The sequence below is a fragment of the Thauera carbonicopians genome (assembly GCF_025699485.1).
Taxonomy (GTDB): domain Bacteria; phylum Pseudomonadota; class Gammaproteobacteria; order Burkholderiales; family Rhodocyclaceae; genus Thauera.
Window position 1 is genome coordinate 138763 of sequence record NZ_JANUXN010000008.1, and the last position, 20788, is coordinate 159550.

Annotated in this window: 19 protein-coding genes; 4 read left to right on the forward strand and 15 right to left on the reverse strand. The window is 64.5% G+C overall.

The genetic code is table 11. The annotated features are described in order from the left end of the window. The 4 genes from NX068_RS12355 to NX068_RS12370 form a co-directional block, all read right to left on the reverse strand. Nucleotides 1-1059, reverse strand: a complete 1059-nt coding sequence (locus NX068_RS12355; protein WP_263461562.1) for a Gfo/Idh/MocA family protein — start codon at nucleotides 1057-1059, stop codon at nucleotides 1-3. Between the two features lie 33 nt (nucleotides 1060-1092). After that, nucleotides 1093-2370 (reverse strand): Vi polysaccharide biosynthesis UDP-N-acetylglucosamine C-6 dehydrogenase TviB, encoded by a 1278-nt coding sequence (gene tviB / locus NX068_RS12360; protein ID WP_263461563.1) that lies wholly within the window; start codon nucleotides 2368-2370, stop codon nucleotides 1093-1095. Between the two features lie 155 nt (nucleotides 2371-2525). Continuing rightward, nucleotides 2526-2846: a nucleotidyltransferase family protein gene (locus tag NX068_RS12365; RefSeq protein ID WP_263461564.1), complete on the reverse strand. Its 321-nt coding sequence runs from the start codon at nucleotides 2844-2846 to the stop codon at nucleotides 2526-2528. Then, on the reverse strand, nucleotides 2843-3364 hold the full coding sequence (locus NX068_RS12370) for a nucleotidyltransferase substrate binding protein (protein ID WP_263461565.1): 522 nt from the start codon (nucleotides 3362-3364) through the stop codon (nucleotides 2843-2845). Before NX068_RS12370 ends, NX068_RS12365 begins: the two co-directional genes overlap by 4 nt. Before the next feature lie 66 nt (nucleotides 3365-3430). Between NX068_RS12370 and NX068_RS12375 the strand changes: the two genes are divergently transcribed. Continuing rightward, the gene (locus NX068_RS12375; protein ID WP_263461566.1) at nucleotides 3431-5179 is read left to right on the forward strand and encodes a carbamoyltransferase family protein; all 1749 of its coding nucleotides are present in this window, start codon (nucleotides 3431-3433) and stop codon (nucleotides 5177-5179) included. 1 nt (nucleotide 5180) lies between these two features. Further along, entirely contained in the window at nucleotides 5181-6059 is an 879-nt protein-coding gene (locus tag NX068_RS12380; RefSeq protein WP_263461567.1) for a glycosyltransferase, read from the forward strand. Nucleotides 6060-6108: 49 nt separating this feature from the next. Here the strand turns inward: NX068_RS12380 and NX068_RS12385 are convergent, their stop codons facing one another. Continuing rightward, nucleotides 6109-7239 (reverse strand): glycosyltransferase, encoded by a 1131-nt coding sequence (locus NX068_RS12385; protein WP_263461568.1) that lies wholly within the window; start codon nucleotides 7237-7239, stop codon nucleotides 6109-6111. 284 nt (nucleotides 7240-7523) lie between these two features. Between NX068_RS12385 and NX068_RS12390 the strand changes: the two genes are divergently transcribed. Beyond that, a complete protein-coding gene (locus NX068_RS12390) occupies nucleotides 7524-8441 on the forward strand; it encodes a glycosyltransferase family 2 protein (protein WP_263461569.1) in 918 nt (305 codons plus the stop codon). Nucleotides 8442-8454: 13 nt separating this feature from the next. Here NX068_RS12390 and NX068_RS12395 read toward each other — a convergent pair whose 3' ends face one another. Together NX068_RS12395 and NX068_RS12400 are read right to left on the reverse strand one after the other, a co-directional pair. Beyond that, entirely contained in the window at nucleotides 8455-9327 is an 873-nt protein-coding gene (locus NX068_RS12395; RefSeq protein WP_263461570.1) for a polysaccharide pyruvyl transferase family protein, read from the reverse strand. Between the two features lie 9 nt (nucleotides 9328-9336). Next, the gene (locus NX068_RS12400; protein WP_263461571.1) at nucleotides 9337-10506 is read right to left on the reverse strand and encodes a hypothetical protein; all 1170 of its coding nucleotides are present in this window, start codon (nucleotides 10504-10506) and stop codon (nucleotides 9337-9339) included. Nucleotides 10507-10677: 171 nt separating this feature from the next. Between NX068_RS12400 and msbA the strand changes: the two genes are divergently transcribed. Further along, nucleotides 10678-12465 carry a lipid A export permease/ATP-binding protein MsbA gene (gene msbA, locus NX068_RS12405; protein WP_263461572.1) on the forward strand — a complete coding sequence of 596 codons (1788 nt, stop codon included), beginning with the start codon at nucleotides 10678-10680 and terminating at the stop codon, nucleotides 12463-12465. Nucleotides 12466-12640: 175 nt separating this feature from the next. Here the strand turns inward: msbA and NX068_RS12410 are convergent, their stop codons facing one another. From NX068_RS12410 to rfaD, 8 genes are all read right to left on the reverse strand, one after another. After that, nucleotides 12641-13309 carry a lipopolysaccharide kinase InaA family protein gene (locus NX068_RS12410; protein WP_263461573.1) on the reverse strand — a complete coding sequence of 223 codons (669 nt, stop codon included), beginning with the start codon at nucleotides 13307-13309 and terminating at the stop codon, nucleotides 12641-12643. A 68-nt stretch (nucleotides 13310-13377) separates the two neighbouring features. Further along, on the reverse strand, nucleotides 13378-14823 hold the full coding sequence (locus tag NX068_RS12415; RefSeq protein WP_263461574.1) for a lipopolysaccharide kinase InaA family protein: 1446 nt from the start codon (nucleotides 14821-14823) through the stop codon (nucleotides 13378-13380). Continuing rightward, nucleotides 14820-15569, reverse strand: coding sequence for a lipopolysaccharide kinase InaA family protein (locus tag NX068_RS12420; RefSeq protein ID WP_263461575.1), 750 nt, complete (start codon nucleotides 15567-15569; stop codon nucleotides 14820-14822). Before NX068_RS12420 ends, NX068_RS12415 begins: the two co-directional genes overlap by 4 nt. Then, a complete protein-coding gene (gene rfaP, locus NX068_RS12425) occupies nucleotides 15566-16390 on the reverse strand; it encodes a lipopolysaccharide core heptose(I) kinase RfaP (RefSeq protein ID WP_263461576.1) in 825 nt (274 codons plus the stop codon). The genes NX068_RS12420 and rfaP overlap by 4 nt, the downstream gene beginning before the upstream one ends. Beyond that, on the reverse strand, nucleotides 16387-17523 hold the full coding sequence (locus tag NX068_RS12430) for a glycosyltransferase family 4 protein (RefSeq protein WP_263461577.1): 1137 nt from the start codon (nucleotides 17521-17523) through the stop codon (nucleotides 16387-16389). Before NX068_RS12430 ends, rfaP begins: the two co-directional genes overlap by 4 nt. Then, on the reverse strand, nucleotides 17523-18719 hold the full coding sequence (waaC, locus tag NX068_RS12435; protein WP_263461578.1) for a lipopolysaccharide heptosyltransferase I: 1197 nt from the start codon (nucleotides 18717-18719) through the stop codon (nucleotides 17523-17525). The genes NX068_RS12430 and waaC overlap by 1 nt, the downstream gene beginning before the upstream one ends. Before the next feature lie 7 nt (nucleotides 18720-18726). Then, nucleotides 18727-19800, reverse strand: coding sequence for a lipopolysaccharide heptosyltransferase II (waaF, locus tag NX068_RS12440; RefSeq protein ID WP_263461579.1), 1074 nt, complete (start codon nucleotides 19798-19800; stop codon nucleotides 18727-18729). A 16-nt stretch (nucleotides 19801-19816) separates the two neighbouring features. Continuing rightward, entirely contained in the window at nucleotides 19817-20779 is a 963-nt protein-coding gene (gene rfaD, locus NX068_RS12445) for an ADP-glyceromanno-heptose 6-epimerase (RefSeq protein WP_263461580.1), read from the reverse strand. Nucleotides 20780-20788: the final 9 nt, after the last annotated feature.

A 20788-nucleotide genomic window follows, 5' to 3' on the forward strand; every position in this document is an offset into this window, starting at 1 on the left:
TCAGTACGCCAGTGGTAGTGCGATGCGCTTGCCATCGCGGGCGGACAGATACATCGCGATCAGCAGTTCCAGGCTCTTGAGGCCTTCGCGACCGTCGGTTTCCGGCTCGGCTTCGCCGCGCAGGGTGTTGATAACGTTGTCGTAGTACAACGGGTGCCCGAAACCATAGACGCTGGTCGTGGCGTAACTTGCCTGTTTGATTTCTTCGTCTTCCGGCAGCTTCTGGTCGAACTCCCAATGCTGAATTTCATTGACCGCCACGCCACCAATGCGCACCGTGCCTTTCTCGCCCAGGATGGTGATGCTGCCTTCCAGATTTTTGGGGTAGGTCAGCATGGTGACGTTGAGCGTGCCCATGGCACCGCTGCGCCAGCGCAGCGCGGCTACACCTGAGTCTTCGACTTCGATGTTGCGCGCCAGGGTGCCCGTGTATGCCATGACGGACTCGACCGGCCCGATCAGCCAGTCGAGCAGGTCGATGTAATGGCTGGCCTGGTTCATGAAGGCGCCGCCGTCGAACTCCCAGGTACCGCGCCATTTGGCACTGTCGTAATACTCCTGCGGGCGGGTCCAGAAGACGTTGACTGCCACGCTGTAGATCTTGCCGAAGCGTTTCTGCTCGACGGCGCGTTTGAGCAATTGCAGCGTGGCGTTGCGGCGGTTCTGCTTGACGACGAAGAGCTGGACGCCGGCCTTGTCGCAGGCCTCGACCATCTTCAAACCGTCCTGCCAGCGTGTGGCCATGGGTTTCTCGGTCATTACATGCTTGCCGAATTCGGCAACTTCGATGGCCTGCATTGGGTGCAGGCCGCTGGGCGTGGTCAGGATGATGCAGTCGGCCGTGGTGTGTTCCAGCAGATCTGCCAGCTTTGCGTGGCCACGGGCTCCAGTCTTGGTAACTGCTGCTTCCAGCGCAGCGGGATTGATGTCACAAACATCGACCAGTTCGCAACGATCCGAGTGGGTTGCCATTGCGGCGAAGTGGTTCTGTGCAATACGGCCGCAGCCGACGAGAGCGAAGCGGACCTTGCGCTCGGTGATGGGTGTGGAATGGTGCATTCGAGCCTCCTGAGTTCCGTGTGTAGTTGTAATTTATAGCCGCACGTCCGCCGCATCGCGCGGCAGCACATACTTCAGGTCGTACAGCACATGCTGGCGCTTGCCCAGCGCGCGGATGCCCTGGTCGCTGAGCGTCTTGAACTGGTCGTGGGCCACGGCGACGACGATGGCGTCGTAAGTGCCCGGCGCCGGAATCTGGATCGGCGTGATGCCGTACTCGTGCTCCGCTTCGGCTGGATCCACCCAGGGGTCGTACACGTCGGCCGCCATGCCGTACTCGCCCAGTTCCTTGACGATGTCCACGACCCGCGTGTTGCGCAGGTCCGGGCAGTTCTCCTTGAAGGTCAGGCCCATGATCAGAATCTTCGCGCCTTCGACCTGGATGCGCCGCTTGAGCATGGCCTTGACCAACTGCGACACCACGTAGGCGCCCATGCCGTCGTTGAGCCGGCGGCCGGCCAGGATGATCTCCGGGTGGTAGCCGATTGCCTGCGCCTTGTGGGTGAGGTAGTACGGATCCACGCCGATGCAGTGCCCGCCGACCAGGCCTGGACGGAACGGCAGGAAGTTCCACTTGCTGCCGGCCGCCTTCAGCACCGCCTCGGTGTCGATGCCCATGCGGTTGAAGATGATGGCCAACTCGTTGATCAGCGCGATGTTGACGTCGCGCTGGGTGTTCTCGATGACCTTGGCCGCTTCGGCCACCTTGATGCTTTCGGCCTTGTGGGTGCCGGCGACGATGATCTGGCGGTACAGCGCATCGACCAGGTCGGCGACCTCGGGCGTGGAGCCGGAGGTGACCTTGCGGATGGTGGAGACGCGGTGCTCCTTGTCGCCCGGATTGATGCGCTCGGGGCTGTAGCCGGCGTAGAAATCGACGTTGAAGCGCAGCCCGGAGTGCTGCTCCAGCACCGGCACGCAGTCTTCCTCAGTGGCGCCGGGATAGACGGTGGATTCGTAGATGACGATGTCGCCCTTCTTGAGCACCTTGCCGATGGTCTCGCTGGCCTTGACCAGCGGTGTCAGGTCCGGCTGCTTGTGCTCGTCGATCGGCGTCGGCACGGTGACGATGAAGACATTGCAGGCGGCCAGGTTCTGCACATCGGCGCAGTAGCGCAGCCCCGCGGCTTCGCGCAGCTCTTCGTCCGAAACTTCGAGCGTGGCGTCGTGGCCGCCCTTGAGTGCGTCGATGCGTGCCTGGTTGATGTCGAAGCCGAGCACGTCGCGCTGCTTGGCGAATTCCACCGCCAGCGGCAGGCCGACGTAGCCCAAACCGATGACGGCGAGTTTGATGTCTGCAAGTGTATGCATTCGATGCTTCTTCTAGGGGCGTGAGTATGCTCGGAAAAACGCGTATTATCTCATGGGAGTGCCAATATCAAAATTGGTTAAATGTCACGCGTTTGCAGGGGGAGGCCCTTGAAGAAAAAGGACCTGGGCCGGCGGAAGTGAGGTTGTGCTGGTTGTCAGTGCGGCATCAGATCGATGCCGACACGTTGTATGTGCTCGAGCAGCGCCGGGTTGTCGATCTGGTGCCACAGGCTCAGGTCGATCTTCCACGGCAGCAGCAGTTCGTCGATTTCCATGTCCAGCCGCAGCAGGTCGGGCAGCCCCAGCGTAGGGGCGACGAGGCAGATGTCGATGTCGGAGGCTGGCCGGTGCGTGCCTTTGGCGCGCGAGCCGTACAGCAGGATGCGCTCGACGCCGGAGGCGGCGCTCAGTACGTCGAGCAATTGCCTGAGTGCGGTGTCAGGCAAGCCGTAGGTGGAGGAGATGGCCGTCGTCATGGGGTGTCGCGCAGGGACTGCATGCGCTCGGCGAATTGTTCGAACAGATTGTGGTAGGTGCCGATGATCCTGCGCGCGATGTCGTTGGCGACTTCTTCGTTGTAGGTATGGGAGGTCTGGTTGCGGCTGCGGATCATTTCCATCCAGCCTTCGCCGTCCGTGACGAGTCCCTTGCTGAACGACTCCCGCGTTGCATCGCGTGAACCGGTGATGTCGACCGTGCCCTGCCAGGAGAAATAGTCCTTCATGGTGTTCCATGCGAGCTCGTGAGTGAACTCGAAAGCCTGGATGAGGCCCTGCTTTTCCAGGTCCGAAAGCGGGCGTTGGCGGGAGAGTTCCACCGCAGCGCTCAAGCGGGCAAGCGCTTTGAGGTAGTTTGCCAGGCGTTGATGCCAGCGAATGTCCTGCATCCTTGTCCCTTCGCAATGTTCTCTGACGGATGACTGTTCATTGTCGGCCACTGCCGCCGCAGGCAGCAAGCCGGGCCACGCTATAATCCGCGCTTTCGGGCCGGCCATTCGCTCGGTTCCCAGGCCGGGCCTGCAGTGTCCGGCGGCCACCCTCTTCACGCAGGAACGACTACCTTGGCGCTCACCATCCTCGGCCTTTCCGGCGCGCTCACTCACGATCCGTCCGCTGCGCTCTACATCGATGGCAAGCTCGTCGCCGCGGCGGAAGAAGAACGCTTCGTCCGCGACAAGCACGCCAAGAACCGCATGCCCTACGAGTCGGCGAAATTCTGCCTGGACTTCGCCGGCATCAAGCCCGCCGACGTGGACGTGGTGGCGATTCCGTTCGCGCCGGTCAGCCTGTTCGGCAAGGCGCGCTGGCACTACGCCAAGCGCTACTGGTACGCGCCGGATCGTGGGCTGGATGCCATCCTGGCGGGCAACCGCCGTTTCCATCGCTACAAGAAGCGCATCCAGTGGTGTCTGCAGCAGCTCGGCTTCGATCTGAAGAAGGTGAAGATCGAGCCGGTCGAGCACCACCTTGCGCATGCCTCCAGCGCCTACCACTGCTCGGGTTTCTCCGAGAAAACCGCGATCATGGGCATCGACGGCAAGGGCGAGTACGCGACCACCTTCTTCGGCTACGGCGAGAACGGCCGCATCCACAAGATCAAGGAGTTCTACGATCCCGACTCGCTCGGCGGCCTGTACGGCGCGATCACCGAATACCTCGGCTTCGAGATGCTCGATGGGGAGTACAAGGTGATGGGCATGGCGCCCTATGGCGATGCGACGAAGTACGATTTCTCGCGCCTGGCGAAATTCGAGAATGGCGAGTTGATCATCGACACCGACTACGCCAACGTGATCGGCTTCCGCCGCTACAAGGAGCAGGGCAAGGGCTACTACTTCTCGCCCAAGCTGATCCAGTGGCTCGGGCCTATGCGGCATGGCGACATCGCCGACGACCCCTACATCCACTACGCGGCGAGCATGCAGAAGCTGTTCGAGGATCTCGCGTTGCAGATGATGGACCACTACCTGGGCGACATCCTGCGCGAGACGGGCCGGCTGGCCTTCGCCGGCGGCGGCGCGCTCAACGTCAAGCTCAACCAGAAGATCATCGCTCGCCCGGAAGTAAAGGAGCTTTACGTCCAGCCGGCTTCGGGCGACTCCGGTACCGCGGTGGGGGCTGCTTCCTACGTATCGGTGAAGCGCGGCGTGCCGGTCGAGAAGATGGAACACGTCTATCTCGGTCCGCGCTACACCAATGAAGAGGTGATCGCTGCCTGCGCCAAGCATCCGTCCAAACCGCGCTGGGAGCTGATCGCGGACGGCGATACCGCCATGCCGCGGCGCATTGCGCAGATCCTGGCCGACGGCAACCCGGTGGCCTGGTTCCAGGGCCGCATGGAATTCGGCCCGCGCGCGCTGGGCGGGCGCTCCATCCTCGGCTGCCCGAGCGCGGCCGGCGTGGCCGACCGCATCAACGAACAGATCAAGTTCCGCGAACGCTGGCGCCCCTTCTGCCCCAGCATGCTCGACACCGTCGGACCGCAGATGCTGCAGACCGAGCACCCGGCGCCCTTCATGACCTTCACCTTCGAAGTGGCGGAGGAATGGAAGACGCGGGTGCCCGAAGTGGTGCACGAGGACGGCACCGCCCGCGCCCAGGTGCTGAAGCGCGAGTTCAACCCGCGCTACTACGACCTGATGAAGGAGCTGGAAAAGCTCACTGGCAACGGCGTGGTGCTGAACACCTCGCTCAATCGCCGCGGCGAGCCGATGATCTGCTCGCCGACGGATGCGCTGAACATGTTCTTCGGCTCGGATCTGCAGTATCTGATCATGGAAGACGTGCTGGTGGTGAAGGCAGAGGGCTGACGTGGCTGAGGGGGCGCTTGTGAGGCCGCTGGTCAGCGTGATCATCTCCTCGTACAACCATGCGCCCTACATTGAGGAGTGCATCCGGAGCGTCCTGGATCAGACCTATCCCGACATCGAGCTGCTGGTGGTCGATGACGGCTCGAGCGACGACAGTGTCGAGCGCATTCGCAAGCTGCAGCAGGTGCACGGTTTCGATTTCCGTGACCAGCCCAACCAGGGCCTGGCTAGGACGCTGAACGACTGTATCGCGCGGGCGCGCGGAAGCCTGATCGCGCCATTCGGTTCGGACGACGTGATGCTGCCGGACCGCATCGCGAAGCAGGTTGCCTACATGGACGGCAAGCCGGAAGTGGGCATCTGCGCAGGCGGCATCGAGACCATCGACGGCGAGGGGCGGCCGCTGCCGAAGCGGGACCGGCCGAGGCCGTTCCGGCGGCTCGATTTCGATGCGATGTTCGCCGGCGACAAGGCACGGGTGCTGGCGCCGACGCTGCTGTTCCGGCGCGAGGCACTCGAGGCGGTGGGCGGCTTCGATCCCTCGATCCGGCTGGAAGACTTGCTGGTCGAACTGAAGATCACCCGCGCGGGCTATGTGATCGACGTGCTGGAAGACGTGCTTGCACGCTACCGGGTGCACGGCAGCAATACCTACAAGAACCGCCGCTTCATGGTCGAGAGCGTGCTGCAGACCTATGCACGCTTCGACGATCATCCTGCCTACGACGCCGTGCGGACCGGCTTTCTGCGGTCGATGTTCCTGAAGTGCGCGCGCGACGACAAGACGCTTGCACGCGAGTTGCTCGGGCAGTTGCCGGTCGGGAAGTGGAACAGCCAGGTGCTGCGGGGAATTGTCCGTCTGCTGTTCGGGCGGAAGTGAATCGTCGCCCTGCAGAGAATGGCTTCAACCCGGGTCTCAACCTGGGGTTTCACTCCATGGCGGTCTTGTTGCTCATCTGCTCGATCAGTTCCTGGTACTGAGCGGTGAAGGCGCGAATGCCGTGGTTGGTGCCGACGTGCCGGCGCAGCGCCTGGCCCTGCGCGATGCGTTCCTCTTTCGGGGTGTCGATCATGCGTTCCAGGCAATGGGCCAGTTCGGCGCTGTCGCCTGCGGGGTGGAGCATGGCGAGCTGGTCGACCATGCCGGTGATCGCGGGAATGGACGAAGCAACGACGGGCAGGCCGGCGGCCATCGCTTCGAGCAGCGCGAGGGGGAAGCCTTCGCTGTGCGAAGGCAGCGCGAATACGTCGAATGCGCGGAGGTAGCGCGCCGCATCCTGGCGTTCGCCGAGCAGGTGGATACGCTCATCGAGGCCGAGCGCCTTGATCTGCTCAACGAGTGCAGCATGTTCCCGCCCTTCGCCGATGATTGCGAGATCGGCCTGTGGATACCGCCCGCTGATACAGGAAAAAGCGTCGACAAGATCGCGATGCGCCTTTACCGGGACGAGGCGGCCTATCGTCCCCACCACGAAGGTGTCGGCCGCAAGCCCCAGTTCCTGGCGTGCCTGGTCGCGCGTCAGCAGGCATGCCTCGATCTCGTCGGCGGCGACGGCGTTGCTGATCGTACAGGTGTTGTCGCGGGTGAAGCCGCAGTCGAGGGACAGCAGATAGGTCCGCACGGCGTCCGATACCGCCACGAAGGCACAGTCGCCGCGCCCGACCGAGTTCCGGATCATGGACTGGCGATAGGGACGGTCGAAGTCTCCGACGCCGTGTACCACGCCGATGACGGGGCGCTCGAGGATGCGCCCCACTGTCAGCAGGATGTGCAGCGGCTTGAAGCGGTGCGCGATCAGGACGTCGAAGTCGTGCGTCCTGCACAACTGCAGCAGCTTCATGATCGCCCACCAGCGGCCGACGCCCTTCAGGGCGAAGGTGGGCAGATCGAGGTGGATCGATTGTTCCTGCGAATCGGGCGTTGTTTCTGCCGTGCCGGACAGAAATGCAGTGAGCACTTCGGTGTGATCGTCTGCCAGGCACAGCCCGAGTTGCCGCCCGACGACCGTTGTCGAGTCGCTCGTTCCGCTCTGCAGTTGGAGGATCTTGAGTTTTCGCATCCTGCAGGTCTGGGTGGGGTCGGCGTGTAGCGTCAATATGGTGCCTGATGGTGGGCTGGTGCGTCTGAATCCGGGGACGTTACACGGGATTCAAGCATCGAAGTTTACAAGACGGTATGATTTTACCAATCTCAGCTTTGCAACGTTATGTTTATTTATATCGAATTTCTGCTCCCGCAGTCCGGAATGTTTTCGTGCCCTCTCTAGATTTGCTTGTAATTCTTTGAAATCAATGCTTTGTTGCCGATGGCTGAACTGACGAACCGTGGTGGGAGCGCGCGAACATGAGCCGGGCTGAACCGTTGATCACGGTTGTCATCCCGGCCTATAACTATGCGGCGACTTTGGCGCGGGCTGTTGGCTCGGTACTGCCTCAACTGGATGCCGGGCCGGCAGAGCTGATCGTCATCGATGATGGGTCGACGGATGCGACACCGCAGGTGATCGAATCCTTGCTTGCGGAGCATCCGGGCCGGTTTCGTGCAATCCGCAAGGAAAATGGCGGTTTGTCCTCGGTACGGAATCGGGGAATTGCCGAAGCCCGGGGCGACTATCTGATGTTCCTCGATGCGGATGACGAGATGCTGCCTGGTGCGCTGGCAGCTTTGGCGGCCCATATCGATGCGCATCCGGAAACACGCATGGTAATTGGTGGCCATGAGGCTCTCGAGGCAAACGGACGCCGGCGTATCCACTTGCCGGGTGAGTTGCCGGAGCGGCCATTCGATAGGGTGAGGGCATATTTGCTGGACAAGCACATTGGCTTGACGAATGGTGCCTGTGCCATGCATCGGCAAGTGTTCGAACGGGGGCTTTACCCGGAGCATTTTCGCAGCGCAGAGGATATTCCGGTTTTTTCCCAGGTTCTGGCGCATTATTCCTGCACGGTGTTGATCAGGCCTCTGGCCCTCATCTACAAGCATGCCGATAGCCTGCGCCATCAGTTCAGCCATGCCAAGGCAGGAGGGCTGGCCTTGGTGGATGAGGTATTTTCTCCGCAGCGGCTGGACGAGGTTTTTCAGCCGCTGAAATCCGATTTCTACGTGCAGCGTTGCCTGTCCTTGTTTCGCAGCGCGTACCTTGTCGGGGAAAGCGGCGCGGCGCAGGAGTATTTTCGCCGCGCGATCACTGAGGATTGGAAGGTGATTTTCAGACTTTCGTATTCTCGCAAGGCATTACGGTTGTGGCTGAGTGGTGCATGAATCGAACTCCTGGCTAAGAGACCGTTTCCGGCCGGTCGACAAGCGAAGAGTAGGTCGGATGTGGCTTGACGGAGTATTCGAAGACTCCCGTGATCTTGTGATAGGCATTGTCGTGCAGGACGACTCTCGTCCCCACCAGCATACAGCCAACGAACACATGCAAACGATCGGTTTCTACAACGTCATACCAGGAAAGCACTTTCAGCAGCCATTTTGCCGAAAAGAGGTTCAGGTCGCGATCCCGGGTGCCGAATTTCGCTACGATCGATATGTCATTGATCTTCCTCTTGGGGCCGTCTATTTTGGATTCGCGATCGGTTCGTAGTGCGGACAGCGATTTTGTGAACCTGGACCGGACATAGTGATACGCGATGTAGAGCATCTTTCTCGCGTTTTTTATGCTCGATTTCGGCGATTTGACCGGAGTGGTGAACAGTTCCAGGTTGGTTGAGAATGCGAGGTCGTGATCCAGCGAGATGTCGCAAGCGAGATCGAGGGAGCGTGCATAATCGAAGCTGTATCGTTCCCGCAGGAACAGGGTGTCGCCTTTTCGCAACAGGGACAGGACATCCTGGCGGCCTTCGATCGATTGAGGCATGAGCAACAGGGGGAACGAATACTGCGTGAGGCGGCGGATGAGATCGCTCCCCGCGTGCCAGTATGGGACGATGTTCCCGCCGCCGGACAGGATGACAAGGTCGTCGGGCCCCAGCGCGGCGTAGTCGAAATCGTCGGATATCTCGGTGTATCCGAGATCTACCTTTTCAGCCAGTGAATAGAATCCGACGTTGATGAGGGAGTCGCCTGCATTGCCCGAGTTTGGCCTGAAATAGATTCGCTTATATCTATTCTTTGCAAGCTCTAAATGTTCGATGACTTTATTCATTTGTCGTTTTCAGTGTGTGCTTGTAGTTTTCGAACTTATCTTTCTTAACGCGCGCTGCATTTTCCCCCGGGTGCGCCTGAAGCGCCATATCGCCCAGTTCTGGAATTCGGAGCGTTCCAGGATGTGTTTCCACGCTTTGTACACGGGTGTTTCCTGAAGCCCGCTCTGTTCCATCAACTGGATGTTCTCCTTGGCAAACTTACGTTGTGAATCACTTTTAAGGAGAATGGATCTTATTTTCCTGGTGTCGATCTGCTCGGGGAATGTCTTTGCGTCGCTTAGGGCGCCCAGTGCGTAAAGGCTCGTCATCGTTCGGAGGCACTTTTCACAGACGCCGCAATTGTATGCCCCTTCCACGCGCTCCCAGCAGACTCTCAAGTGGGCGAGGGCGATCGGGTTTTCGCTGATGCGTTCTATTTTCTGGACGCGTGTCGCTTCACAGCCATCGTGGACGAACTGCAATGCTTCATCGGAGAAAAGAGGATCGGTATCCGGGTGAGAGCCCCAGGGCATCAGGTCTTGTTGGGCGAAGCTCGACGGTATGTATATCTTGTCCAGGATGCCTACCAGAAGGCGGCCGGCAGCGCCCAATGCAAAGCCGTGCCCGTGCTTGCCCCAGTGCCCGAAACTCCTGAAGAGTTCACGGCCGTCCGATTCGATTTCGATGAATCGGATGCCAGCCTGTTCGGCAACCGAACGCCCCATGGTGCTGATGGCGTGCCGCCGCGAATGATCGTCGAGATCCAGATCGTAGCCATGCACGTAGATCAGGTCGGTGATCTCATGCTGATGCTTCAGAAAGGTATGGAATGAATCGACCCCGCCGGTGAAGAAGCTCCCCACTCTGCCGGTATTCTTTGCCGATGCCGAGTAGACCTCCGGGCCTTGAATTACCAGAGGTTTGTATTCCGGATACCAGCCGGAAAAAATTTCTGACAGCGTGGTCAAATTTCGCAGCAAGGTGGCTGAAACCGGGGCGCCGAGATCGATGCGCCGGCCTTGTTGCATGGCTGGCAGGGCGGCCAGCAGGATCGCCGATTCAATGTTCGGCTGAAGGGGGGGCACATCGCATCTGTAGTACGGCGTGAAGCGCCGGGTACAGGTGTCGATATCGAATGTCAGCGTGCTGCTGTCGACGGAGGGGCAAGCCAGCACAAGGGGAGAGGGCGAGTTGTCCATTACGTGTTCCTTGATGGGCGAATTACAACTGCAGCTTATGTGCGGCGCCTGCTAGCGAGTTTACTTCGGTGCCGGGTCGCTACGCTATCGACGATAGTGGCCACAGATGGTAAAAATCTGCGCCTGATCCACGTGTTACCATCCCGCGACAATGTTCCAAGCCGGGCTTTCATGACAGCTTCCGCCGAGCGGGCCACGTCCAGCCTCCGCATCTACTTCCGTCTGCTGGCCTACGTCCGCCCTTACATCGGCACGTTCGCCATCAGTCTCCTCGGTTTCGTCATCTTCGCTTCGTCGCAGCCGATGCTGGCTGCGGTGATGAAGTACTTCGTCGATGGCCTCAACAACCCGGCGGCGGCGCTCGACGTTGGATGGGAACTGCTCGACGGCGTGTCGCTGATGAAGGCCGTACCGCTGATGATCGTGCTGATCGCGCTGTGGCAGGGGGTGGGCTCCTATCTGGGCAACTATTTCCTCGCGCGGGTTTCTCTCGGGCTGGTGCACGACCTGCGGGTCAAGCTGTTCGACAGTTTGCTGAGCCTGCCGAACCGCTATTTCGACCAGAACAACTCCGGCCACCTGATCTCGCGTATCACCTTCAACGTGACGATGGTCACCGGGGCGGCGACGGATGCCATCAAGGTCGTGGTGCGTGAAGGTCTGACGGTGATCTTTCTGTTCGGCTACCTGCTGTGGATGAACTGGAAGCTGACCTTCGTCATGGTTGCGGTGCTGCCGGTGATCGGATTGCTGGTTGGGCGGGCCAGCCGCAAGTTCCGCAAGCAGGCCAAGCGCATCCAGGCGGCGATGGGTGATCTGACGCACGTGGTGTCGGAGAGCATCCAGGGCTATCGTGTGGTGCGTAGTTTCGGTGGCGAACCTTACGAGTCCGAACGCTTCGTCCGGGCCAGCGTCGACAACACCAGAAAGCAGTTGCGCATGGTCAAGACCGGCGCCGTGTTCACGCCCAGCCTGCAGATCGTCACCTATGGCGCGATGGCGGTGGTGCTGTTCCTGGTGCTGCTGCTGCGGGGCGATGCCACTGCGGGCGACCTGGTCGCCTACATCACCGCCGCAGGCCTGCTGCCCAAGCCGATCCGCCAGTTGTCCGAAGTCAGCTCCACGATCCAGCGCGGCGTGGCCGGCGCCGAAAGCATTTTCGAGCAGCTCGACGAGGCGCCCGAGGTGGACAAGGGCACGGTCGAGCGTGATCGCCTGGAAGGGCACATCGAGATTCGGGGGCTGAACTTCCGCTATCCCGGCGCCGAACAGCCGGTGCTGCAGGACATCGATGTCGATATTCCGCCCGGCCGGATGGTGGCCCTGGTCGGCCGCTCGGGCAGCGGCAAGTCCACGCTGGCCAACCTGATTCCGCGCTTCTACGACTACAGCGAAGGGCAGATCCTGATCGACGGTGTCGATTCACGCGACTACCGCCTGCGCAACCTGCGCCGCCACATCGCCCTCGTCACCCAGCAGGTGACGCTGTTCAACGATACCGTGGCCAACAACATCGCCTATGGCGACCTTGCCGGTGCGCCGCGCGAGGCCATCGAAGCCGCGGCCGAGGCGGCCTACGCCAGGGAGTTCATCGACCGCCTGCCACAGGGCTTCGATACCGAGATCGGCGAAAACGGCGTGACCCTGTCCGGCGGTCAGCGCCAGCGCCTGGCGATTGCGCGCGCACTGCTGAAGAATGCGCCGATCCTGATCCTGGACGAAGCCACTTCCGCGCTCGATACCGAGTCCGAGCGCCACATCCAGGCGGCGCTCGACCGCGCCACCTCCGGCCGCACCACGCTGGTGATCGCCCACCGGTTATCGACGATCGAGAAGGCCGACCTGATCCTGGTCATGGACCACGGCCGCATCGTCGAACGTGGTACCCACGCCGAACTACTCGCCGCCGGCGGCTACTATGCCGGCCTGCATGCGCATCAGTTCAAGGATGTGGAATGATGCTGAGCAGTGAGCGAAAGGAGTACGGAGCACCGATGGCACAATCGCGCTGTTGAAAGCTGGCTGCATAGCCGGGTAGGGCCAGCTTGCGATGCCTTGAAGGCTGATCCATTCAGTGCCGTCACCACGTGCCCGCTTGGCTGCAGAGCGCGAGCGCGCTGTTAGTTAAGGCTATTCAGCGTCCAGCTCCAGCCGTGGTGCTCAGCCAGATCTGCAGATCCCCCGCTTCATAGCCCTTGCCAGCCTGCGCGGCATAGCCTTCGGCGAAGGTCTGGCCGCCGTCGGCCATCAGCCAGGCACGGTCTTCGCGGTAGCGCAGCAGGTGGGCGAAATTGCGCTTGCGCTTGAAGCGCGGCAGCGGGCGGCGGCCGATCTGCATGTCGGCGATGTCGATCAGGCCGAGCCGGCCGTCCTCGCCGAGGACGATGTTGCCGAGGTGGATCGAGCGGAAGAAGACGCCGGCATCGTGCAATGTCGCGACGAAGCGGCCTAGTTGGCCGGGCAGCGCGCGCGTGTCGATCTCCGGTCGCGCGCCCTGGATGATCTGGCGCAGCGTGAGGCCGGGCAGCGGGCGGTAATGGACGACGTCGCGGCGCAGGGCCGGGAAGCGATGTACCTGGATCACCTGCGGACAGGGCACCCCCAGCCGGGCGAGGGCAACGGCGTTGTCGGCGAAGCGGCGCGCGTAGGGATACCACGCGGCGGACGTCAACAGCCGCTTGCGGCGGAAGACCTTGAGATAGCTGCCGTCGGCATGGCGCAACACCTTCTCGCCGTGGCCGTCGGCCTCGACGACTTCGGCGTCGCCGCGCAGGGTGGAATAGTCGATCGCGCTGTCGGACATGTCTGTTGTCAGAATGTTACAGGCGCATCTTAACCGCCATGCCGGCGAAGCGGCACTTTTGGGGGTGTTCAGGCCGGTGGCAGGTTGGCACCCAGCCAGCGCCACAGCGCGCTGTCCGCCGGCCAGTTGCGCAGCAGGCGGGCACGGTCGCGGCGCCAGGCGCGGGCGTGGGAGGCTGCACTGTGGTGCTGCTGCATGGCGTCGAGGTCGATCAGCACGACCTGGCCGTCGTGCCACAACAGGTTGGTGGCTTTCATGTCGCCGTGCGAGATGCGTTCGCGGTGCAGGGTGGCGAACAGCGTGCGCAGGGCCTCGGCTTCCGCAGGTGGCGGACCGCTGTCGACGTAGGGGGCGAGGTGGGTGGCCAGGTCCTGCCCGGGGCACCAGGCGTTGATGATCCAGGCCCGGCGGCGCAATGGGCCGGCGCGTTCCTCGATCAGCGCCAGCGGCGCCGGCGTGGCGATGCTGAGGAAGGCGAGCCGGTGGCCTTCCACCCACGAATGCGCGGCCCGGCTCGGCCGCCAGGCCCGCGACAGCGCGTGGCGGGCGTTCTTGAGGTTGTAGCGCTTGATCACCAGCGGCTGGCCGGTATGCTCCAGCTTTGCCACCGTGCAGGTACCGCCGTCCTTCAGCAGGCTGCCGCGGGCGATGGCGGCGTCCGGGGCGACCAGCACTTCGGCGAGTGCGTCCGCTTCGGTGCGCACCGCGATCGTCAGCCGGCCGAAAGTCTTGTCCGCCTTGAACAATGTGCAGTCGCGGCGTGTCTTGGCGAGGAAGTCCTTGAGCCGCGCATCGCGGGTTTGGGCGATGTGTTCGCGCAGCGCTGCCGGATCGAGCGCGGGCAGATCTTCGCCACCCGCGCGCCAGGCGTCGATGAGCGGGGCGAGGTATTCGTCCCAGTCGGCCGGCAGCTGCGCCGCCAGGATGGCGACATTGGCGGTAGCCTCGTCGGCCTGCAGTGGCCGTCCGGGGGAGAGCACTCGCACCGCGTCGCCGTCGATGACCATCAGTTCGCCGCCGCTGACGAGGAAATTGCCCAGGTGCAGGTCGTCCTGCACCAGCCCGTGCATATGCAGGCGGCCGAGCATGGCGAAGGCGGGTTCCAGCACCGCGAGCGCGTCGGAGTGGCCGGCAGGCAGCCGGGCGACGGCCTGCCAGCGTTCGGCCAGGCTCACCGCGTCGGCGAGGAAATCCGTCAGCAGTGCATGGCCGCCCTCCGCGAGCTCGTCCGCATGAAGCAGCGTGGGCGTCGGAATGCCGGCAGCGGCCAGCGCCGCGATGCCTTCGCGCTCGCGCTGCCAGTGCCGTGCGCTGCCGGGGGCGATGAAGAGCTTTGCCAGCACGCGGCTGCCGGCCAGCTCGGCTTCGCCGACGATGCGCTTGCCGGGCAGGATGCGCAGAATGTGATGCAGCACGAGTTCGCGGCCGTCGCCGAGCGCGACCGTGAAGGGCAGCGGCGGCTCGCGCCCGGCGGCGCGCAGCGAGGCCGCTGTCTGGGTGGCCAGCGCTCTCATTCCCGTCCCTCGAAGTAGGCCACGACTTGGCGCAGCAGCGGTTTGTCGGCGTCGGTTAGGCGATCCTGGCCGCGGTAGGCGAGGAAGAAGCGCAGGCGCCAGGTGCGCGACAGGACATGGTGCGCCACCTTGTCGAGGCAGGCCAGGTCCTTCACCACGCGCCGGCGCAGCATTGCGCCGCTCCAGCTCCCCCCGGCCGGGCAGTCGATCAGATACACCAACGGCGGCGTGCCGTCATCCACCAGCAGATTGCGCCACTTGAGGTCGTTGTGGGCGAAACGATGCTCGTGCATCGTGCGCGTGGCCGCAGCGACCTGCCGGATCACCGGCATCAGCCAGTTTCGATCGTACAGCCGCGGATCGCGTGCGTTGGCCAACTGGGCGAGATCGATGCTGCCGGGTATTTCCTCGGTGACCAGGGCGCCGCGAAGGAAGGCACCCGCGCGCCGCTCGAGCCCGTAGCCGGCGATGTTCGCGGTGCGGATGCCCCAGGCCTGGAAGGTCAGCAGGTTCTCCCATTCGGCCTGGATGCGCGGCCGGCCGACCCAACTGCGCAGCGGGTTCTTGGCCGCGCGGTGGTAGCGCTTGACGTAGTAGCGCTTGCCGTCGACGGTGACGCGCAGGACTTCGCTGAGCGGATCGCCGGTGATGTGCTCGCCCTCCAGCGTGAACACGGCGTCCAGCGAGCCGAAGGCCTCGCGCAGCGCGGGCGTGTCGTAGCCGGGGCAGAGGCGCCACCGCGTCATGGCTGCCTGTCCCGTGGCGGCGCGTACTTGCGCAGGTAGCGCGCCTGCAGCTTCTCTGCCCGCTGCGTCAGCTTGCGCAGCAGCGGCGCTTCTTCGCGCAGGGTGTCGCGCAAGGGGCGGGGAAAGTAATCGCGCAGGAAGCGCAGCAGGTCACGCTGGGTCAGGCCGATGTTCAGTGCCGAGAAATACAGCCCGGCCAAGTCCTTGTCGCGCCAGCGCCGCGGCGTGGCGCTGCGCACCTGGCTGCGGTGCAGGTCGATCAGTGACAGCCGCAGCGCGTCCGGCGTGGGCGGCGGCTCGGTGTGCAGCAGGAAGTGGCAGAGGTAGAAGTCGCGGTGGTTCATGCCGCCTTCGTGCATGCGCCGCGCCATGTCGGCGACGCGGGCGATCAGCGCGCGCTTGAGCGCGGGCGGCGGTGGATGTTCGGCCCAGTCGCGGCAGTAGTCTTCTAGGCTGATCGTCGGCGCCAGCGCTTCGGTGACGATGAAGGAGTGCTGGCGCGCCGGGTTGGACCCGCGTTCGCCGTAGGCGACGGCACGCATCGTGGCGACGCCGACCTCGTTCAGGCGCGCGATCGCCTCCCATTCGTTGCGGGCGCCGAGCACCGGCAGGCGCAGCGAAAACAGGTTCTTGAAGATTTCGCCCCAGCCGATGCCGCGGTGGATCTTGACGAAGAAGGCTTGGCCAGCGACTTCGGTGCGCAGCGTGCGGCGGCCTTCGAGTTCGCGGAAAACTTCGCCCTGCAGTGCCTCGACCGCCTCGAAGGCGTCGCGGCCCTGCCACAGGCTGCGGAAGGGTTCGTCGAGGAACAGCGTGCTCATGCCTTCCGTCCTGTCGCCGGCAGGTCGAGGATCACGTCGGCGGCACGCTCGGGCAGGCCGTAGAGATCGGCGTGTTCGGCGAAGGCGAGGCCGTTGGCCTGCCAGCGCCGGCGTGCGTCGCCGTCGGTCAGCATCTCCGCCAGCATGCGGTCGAGTTGGGCCTGCACGAAGGGTTCGGGCATGACGCGGCCGGCGTCGGCATCCTCGATGTAGTGGGCGTAGCCGCACACCGCGCTCGCCAGCACCGGCAGCCCGGCGACGATCGCTTCCAGCAGCACGGTGCCGGTGTTCTCGTTGTAGGCCGGGTGGATCAGCAGCTCGGCGCCGAGCAGGAAGCGCGGCACGTCGCTGCGGCCCTTCAGGAAGTCGACGCGCTCGCCCAGGCTGAGGGTGGCGGCCTGCAGCTTGAAGGGCTTGGGGTCGTCCTGGCCGATCACCATCAGCCGGGTGCGGCGCTTGAGCGCGTCCGGCAGCGCGGCCAGCGCCTTCAGGCTGCGGTCCACGCCCTTGGTCTTGAAGCCGGAGCCGATCTGCACCAGCAGCAGGTCCTCGTCGCCCAGCTTGAACTCGTTGCGGAATTCTGCCCGGATCGCTGCCGCGTTCGGCGGCGCACGGCGGTCGGCGGCGATGCCCGGCGGCAGCAGGTGGAAGCGGCTGACCGGCGTGCCGTAGTGCCTGACGAACAGCGGCTGCTGCACGCTGGAGATCATCAGGATCTCGGTGCGGCTGTCCGGCCCGAACACCGCGCGCTCGTAGGCGGCGAAGTGGCGGTAGCGGCTGCCGAGCCGGTACAGCGGGTTGCGCAGGGTCTGCGCCTTGTCCTCGAAGCAGGGATCGGCGGCGTAATACACGTCCAGCCCCGGCATCTTGTTGAAACCCACCACCCGGTCCGCCGGCCGGCGGGCGAGGTCGGCCTGCACCCAGTCGGTGTATTTGCGGTAGCGATGGTGGTTGAACAGCGCGCGCACCGGCACGTGGATCACGTCGAAGCCGGGCGGCACCTCGCCCTGCCATTCCAGCACATACACCCGGATCGCGTGGCCGCGCGCCTGGCAGGCCTGGGCGATGCGCAGGAAGTCGCGCTGCATGCCGCCGAAGGGGAAGAACTTGTACAGGCAGAAGGCGAGCTGCATCAGTGAGCCTCCGCGGGGGGCAGGCTGGCAGCGGGAGCCGGCACCGGCGCTTCCGGGTGCAATCGATTGTCATCTGCCGAGCCGGCGACAGTATCCGGCCGCTCGAGCAGCCGGGCGAGCTCCTGCCAGACGTAGTCGGGCGGCAGCTGGGTGAAGCAGGGCGGCTGGGTGTGGGCGAAATCCGGCCGAGCCTTATCCTCTGCCGTCGGCACGTAGCTGCATTGCTTCTTCAGGCAGGGGGTGCAGGGGAAATCCGCCGCCAGGTGGCGCTGGCCGAAACCCCAGGCGCCGGTGAAACCGGGGTTGGTCGGGCCGTACAGCGACACCGTCGGTACGGCCAGCGCGGCGGCGAGGTGGCCCAGGCCGGTGTCGACGGCGACGCAGGCGCGGGCGCCGGCGATTTCGGCGGCGACACCGGCCAGCGGCAGGCGGGGCAGCACCTGCACGCCGGGCAGGCCGGTCGCGATGCGTTCGGCGCGTTCGTGCTCGGCGGCATTGCCCCAGGGCAGGCGTACCTGCCAGCCGGCGGCGCAGGCGCGCTCGGCCAGTTGGCGCCAGTAGGCTTCAGGCCAGTGCTTGGTGTCCCAGGTCGTGCCGTGCAGGAAGACGACGTAAGGTGAGCCGCCGTCACTGTCCGTCTGGCCGGCGCCTGCAAGCACGCGGCTGCGGTCGAGGCCGTAGGGATCGTGCGTGGGTGCCTGGTCGCCGAGGCTGGCCGCGGCATCGGCCGGTAGGGCGTAGCCCAGCGCCTGCGCGAACAGCTCGCGCACCCGCAGCACCGCGTGGTCGCCCCAGGGCACGGTGTGGCGATGGCGGTAGAGCAGGCTCGCCAGCGGCTCGCGCGCCGAGCGCCTGTCTAGGCCGTGCTGCGGGCCGTGGGCGTGGCGGGCGAGCCAGGCGCTCTTGAACAGGCCCTGGGCGTCGATCACGGCGTCGTAGCGGTGCAGGCCGATCGCCTGCCGGAAGGCCTGCCATTCACCGCTGCGGCGGGCCTGCAAGGGATGCTTGCGCCAGCGCCGCACCGCGACCGGAATCACCTGGTCGACCGCCGGATGCCAGCGCGGGATTTCGGCGAAGGCCTCTTCGACCACCCAGTCGAAGCGGATGCCGGGCAGGGCGCGGGCGGCATCGGTCAGCGCGGGCAGGGTGTGGATGACGTCGCCGAGCGAGGAGGTCTTGACGATCAGCACGCGCATCGCTGAGTCAGGCTCCGCGAACCAGCGGGATGATCTGTGCGGTCCCGCCGCTGGCCGTACAGGGCAGGCCGAGTTCGCCCAGCGCAGCCAATACGCGCTCCGGCGCGATGTCGGTCAGGCAGCGGGTGTGGCCCAGCGGGCAGACGCGCTTGAAACAGGGCGAACAGTCGAGCCGCAGGGTCTGGATGGAGACGCGCGCGGACAGCGGCGGCGTGTGCTCCGGGCTGGACGAGCCGTAGATCGCCACCAGCGGCACGTCGAGCGCGGCGGCGACGTGCATCAGGCCGGAGTCGTTGGTGACGGCGGCGGCGCTCATCGCCAGCAGGTCGACCGCGTCGCCGAGCGCGGTGAGACCGGCCAGGTTATGCACCGCCGGGTTGCCGGCAGCAATGGCCTCACCGGCTTCGCGGTCCTTGTTCGAGCCCAGCACCCAGACCTGGAAGCCTTGTTCGGCCAGGCTGCGTGCCAGCGCGGCGAAGTGCGGGATCGGCCACTGCTTGGCCGGGCCGTATTCGGCGCCGGGCATGAACGCAACGGCTGGCACCTCGGCGGGCAGGCCGCGCTTCTCGCGCAGGCGGGGCTGGTTGTCCGCCTGGGCGACCAGCCGCGGCATCGGAAAAGGTTCCGGCAGCGGCGTGCCGGCCGGCGCGGCGAGGGCAGCGAAGCGCTGCACCGTCATCGGCAGCGCCACCTTGTCGAGTTTGCGCAGGTCGTTGAGCAGGATGTAGCGCATCTCGCCGCGGAAGCCGGTGCGCTGCGGGATGCCGGCGAAGAAGGGCACGAAAGCCGATTTCAGCGAGCCGGGCAGCACGATCGCCTGGTCGTAGCCTTCGCCCGCCAGCGACTTGCCCAGTTGACGGCGCTTGCCGAGATCGAATTCGCCGTGGCCGAGCGGCATCACCACGCCGCGCCGCACTTCCGGCATGCGTTCGAGGATCGGCAGCGACCAGCCCGGCGCGAGCACGTCGATGTCGCAGGCGCCGCGCTGCTTGAGCGCCTTGAACAGGCTCTGCGCCATCACCATATCGCCGACCCACGAGGGGCCGACGACGAGAATCTTGCGCGAGGTGGCGGACGTCATGCCTGCGGCGGTCCGCTCAGGCGCGCGCGGCGAGCCAGTCGAGGTAGGCCGGCACGCCGGTCTCGACGTCCATGAAGGGGCGCTCGTAGCCGGCGGCGCGCAGCGCGCCCATGTCGGCTTCGGTGAAGCTCTGGTAGCGGCCCTTCAGGTGGTCGGGGAAGGCGATGTAGTCGATGCCGCCGCCTTCGTGGCCTTGCGCGCGGTGCCAGCGGGTGGCGGCGTGGGCGACGTCGTTGAAGCTTTGCGCACGGCCGGTGCCGAGGTTGAAGATGCCCGACACCTGCGGGTTGTCGAGCAGCCACAGGTTGACCGCGACGATGTCGTCGACGTGGATGAAGTCGCGCCGCTGCTCGCCGGGACCGTAGCCGTCGCTGCCTTCGAACAGGCGCACGCGGCCCGATTCGGCGAGCTGGTTGTAGAAGTGGAAGGCGACGCTGGCCATGCTGCCCTTGTGCTGCTCGCGCGGGCCATAGACGTTGAAGTAGCGCAGGCCGACGACCTGGCTGCCGATGCCGGCCAGTTTCGTGCGCAGATGGCAGTCGAACTGGAACTTGGAGTAGGCGTACATGTTCAGCGGCTGCTCGAACTCGCGCGCCTCGCGGAACACCGGCCCCATGCCGTACACCGAGGCCGACGAGGCGTAGATCAGCGGCACCTTGCCTGCCACGCACCAGGCCAGCACGGCCTTGGTGTATTCGTAGTTCACCTTCATGACGAAGCGGCCGTCCCACTCGGTGGTCGAGGAGCAGGCGCCTTCGTGGAACACCGCCTCGACGGCGCCGAAGTCCTCGCCGGCCTGGATGCGGGCGAGGAAGTCGTCCTTGTCCATGTAGTCGAGGATGTCGGCGTCCGACAGGTTGAGGCATTTGCGCCCGTCGGTGAGGTCGTCGACCACCAGGATGTCGCGGATGCCGCGGGCGTTGAGGCCATGAACGATGTTGCTGCCGATGAAGCCGGCGCCGCCGGTGACGATGATCATGTTGGTTTC

Coding starts and splice junctions, on each gene's coding strand:
- rfaD (WP_263461580.1), bottom strand. CDS start 20,779: ATGATCATCGTCACCGGCGGCGCCGGCTTCATCGGCAGCAACATCGTT.
- NX068_RS12385 (WP_263461568.1), bottom strand. CDS start 7,239: ATGCGAAAACTCAAGATCCTCCAACTGCAGAGCGGAACGAGCGACTCG.
- NX068_RS12415 (WP_263461574.1), bottom strand. CDS start 14,823: ATGAGAGCGCTGGCCACCCAGACAGCGGCCTCGCTGCGCGCCGCCGGG.
- NX068_RS12410 (WP_263461573.1), bottom strand. CDS start 13,309: ATGTCCGACAGCGCGATCGACTATTCCACCCTGCGCGGCGACGCCGAA.
- tviB (WP_263461563.1), bottom strand. CDS start 2,370: ATGCATACACTTGCAGACATCAAACTCGCCGTCATCGGTTTGGGCTAC.
- NX068_RS12390 (WP_263461569.1), top strand. CDS start 7,524: ATGAGCCGGGCTGAACCGTTGATCACGGTTGTCATCCCGGCCTATAAC.
- NX068_RS12365 (WP_263461564.1), bottom strand. CDS start 2,846: ATGACGACGGCCATCTCCTCCACCTACGGCTTGCCTGACACCGCACTC.
- NX068_RS12420 (WP_263461575.1), bottom strand. CDS start 15,569: ATGACGCGGTGGCGCCTCTGCCCCGGCTACGACACGCCCGCGCTGCGC.
- NX068_RS12395 (WP_263461570.1), bottom strand. CDS start 9,327: ATGAATAAAGTCATCGAACATTTAGAGCTTGCAAAGAATAGATATAAG.
- msbA (WP_263461572.1), top strand. CDS start 10,678: ATGACAGCTTCCGCCGAGCGGGCCACGTCCAGCCTCCGCATCTACTTC.
- waaC (WP_263461578.1), bottom strand. CDS start 18,719: ATGCGCGTGCTGATCGTCAAGACCTCCTCGCTCGGCGACGTCATCCAC.
- NX068_RS12370 (WP_263461565.1), bottom strand. CDS start 3,364: ATGGCCGGCCCGAAAGCGCGGATTATAGCGTGGCCCGGCTTGCTGCCT.
- waaF (WP_263461579.1), bottom strand. CDS start 19,800: ATGACGTCCGCCACCTCGCGCAAGATTCTCGTCGTCGGCCCCTCGTGG.
- NX068_RS12400 (WP_263461571.1), bottom strand. CDS start 10,506: ATGGACAACTCGCCCTCTCCCCTTGTGCTGGCTTGCCCCTCCGTCGAC.
- rfaP (WP_263461576.1), bottom strand. CDS start 16,390: ATGAGCACGCTGTTCCTCGACGAACCCTTCCGCAGCCTGTGGCAGGGC.
- NX068_RS12430 (WP_263461577.1), bottom strand. CDS start 17,523: ATGCAGCTCGCCTTCTGCCTGTACAAGTTCTTCCCCTTCGGCGGCATG.
- NX068_RS12355 (WP_263461562.1), bottom strand. CDS start 1,059: ATGCACCATTCCACACCCATCACCGAGCGCAAGGTCCGCTTCGCTCTC.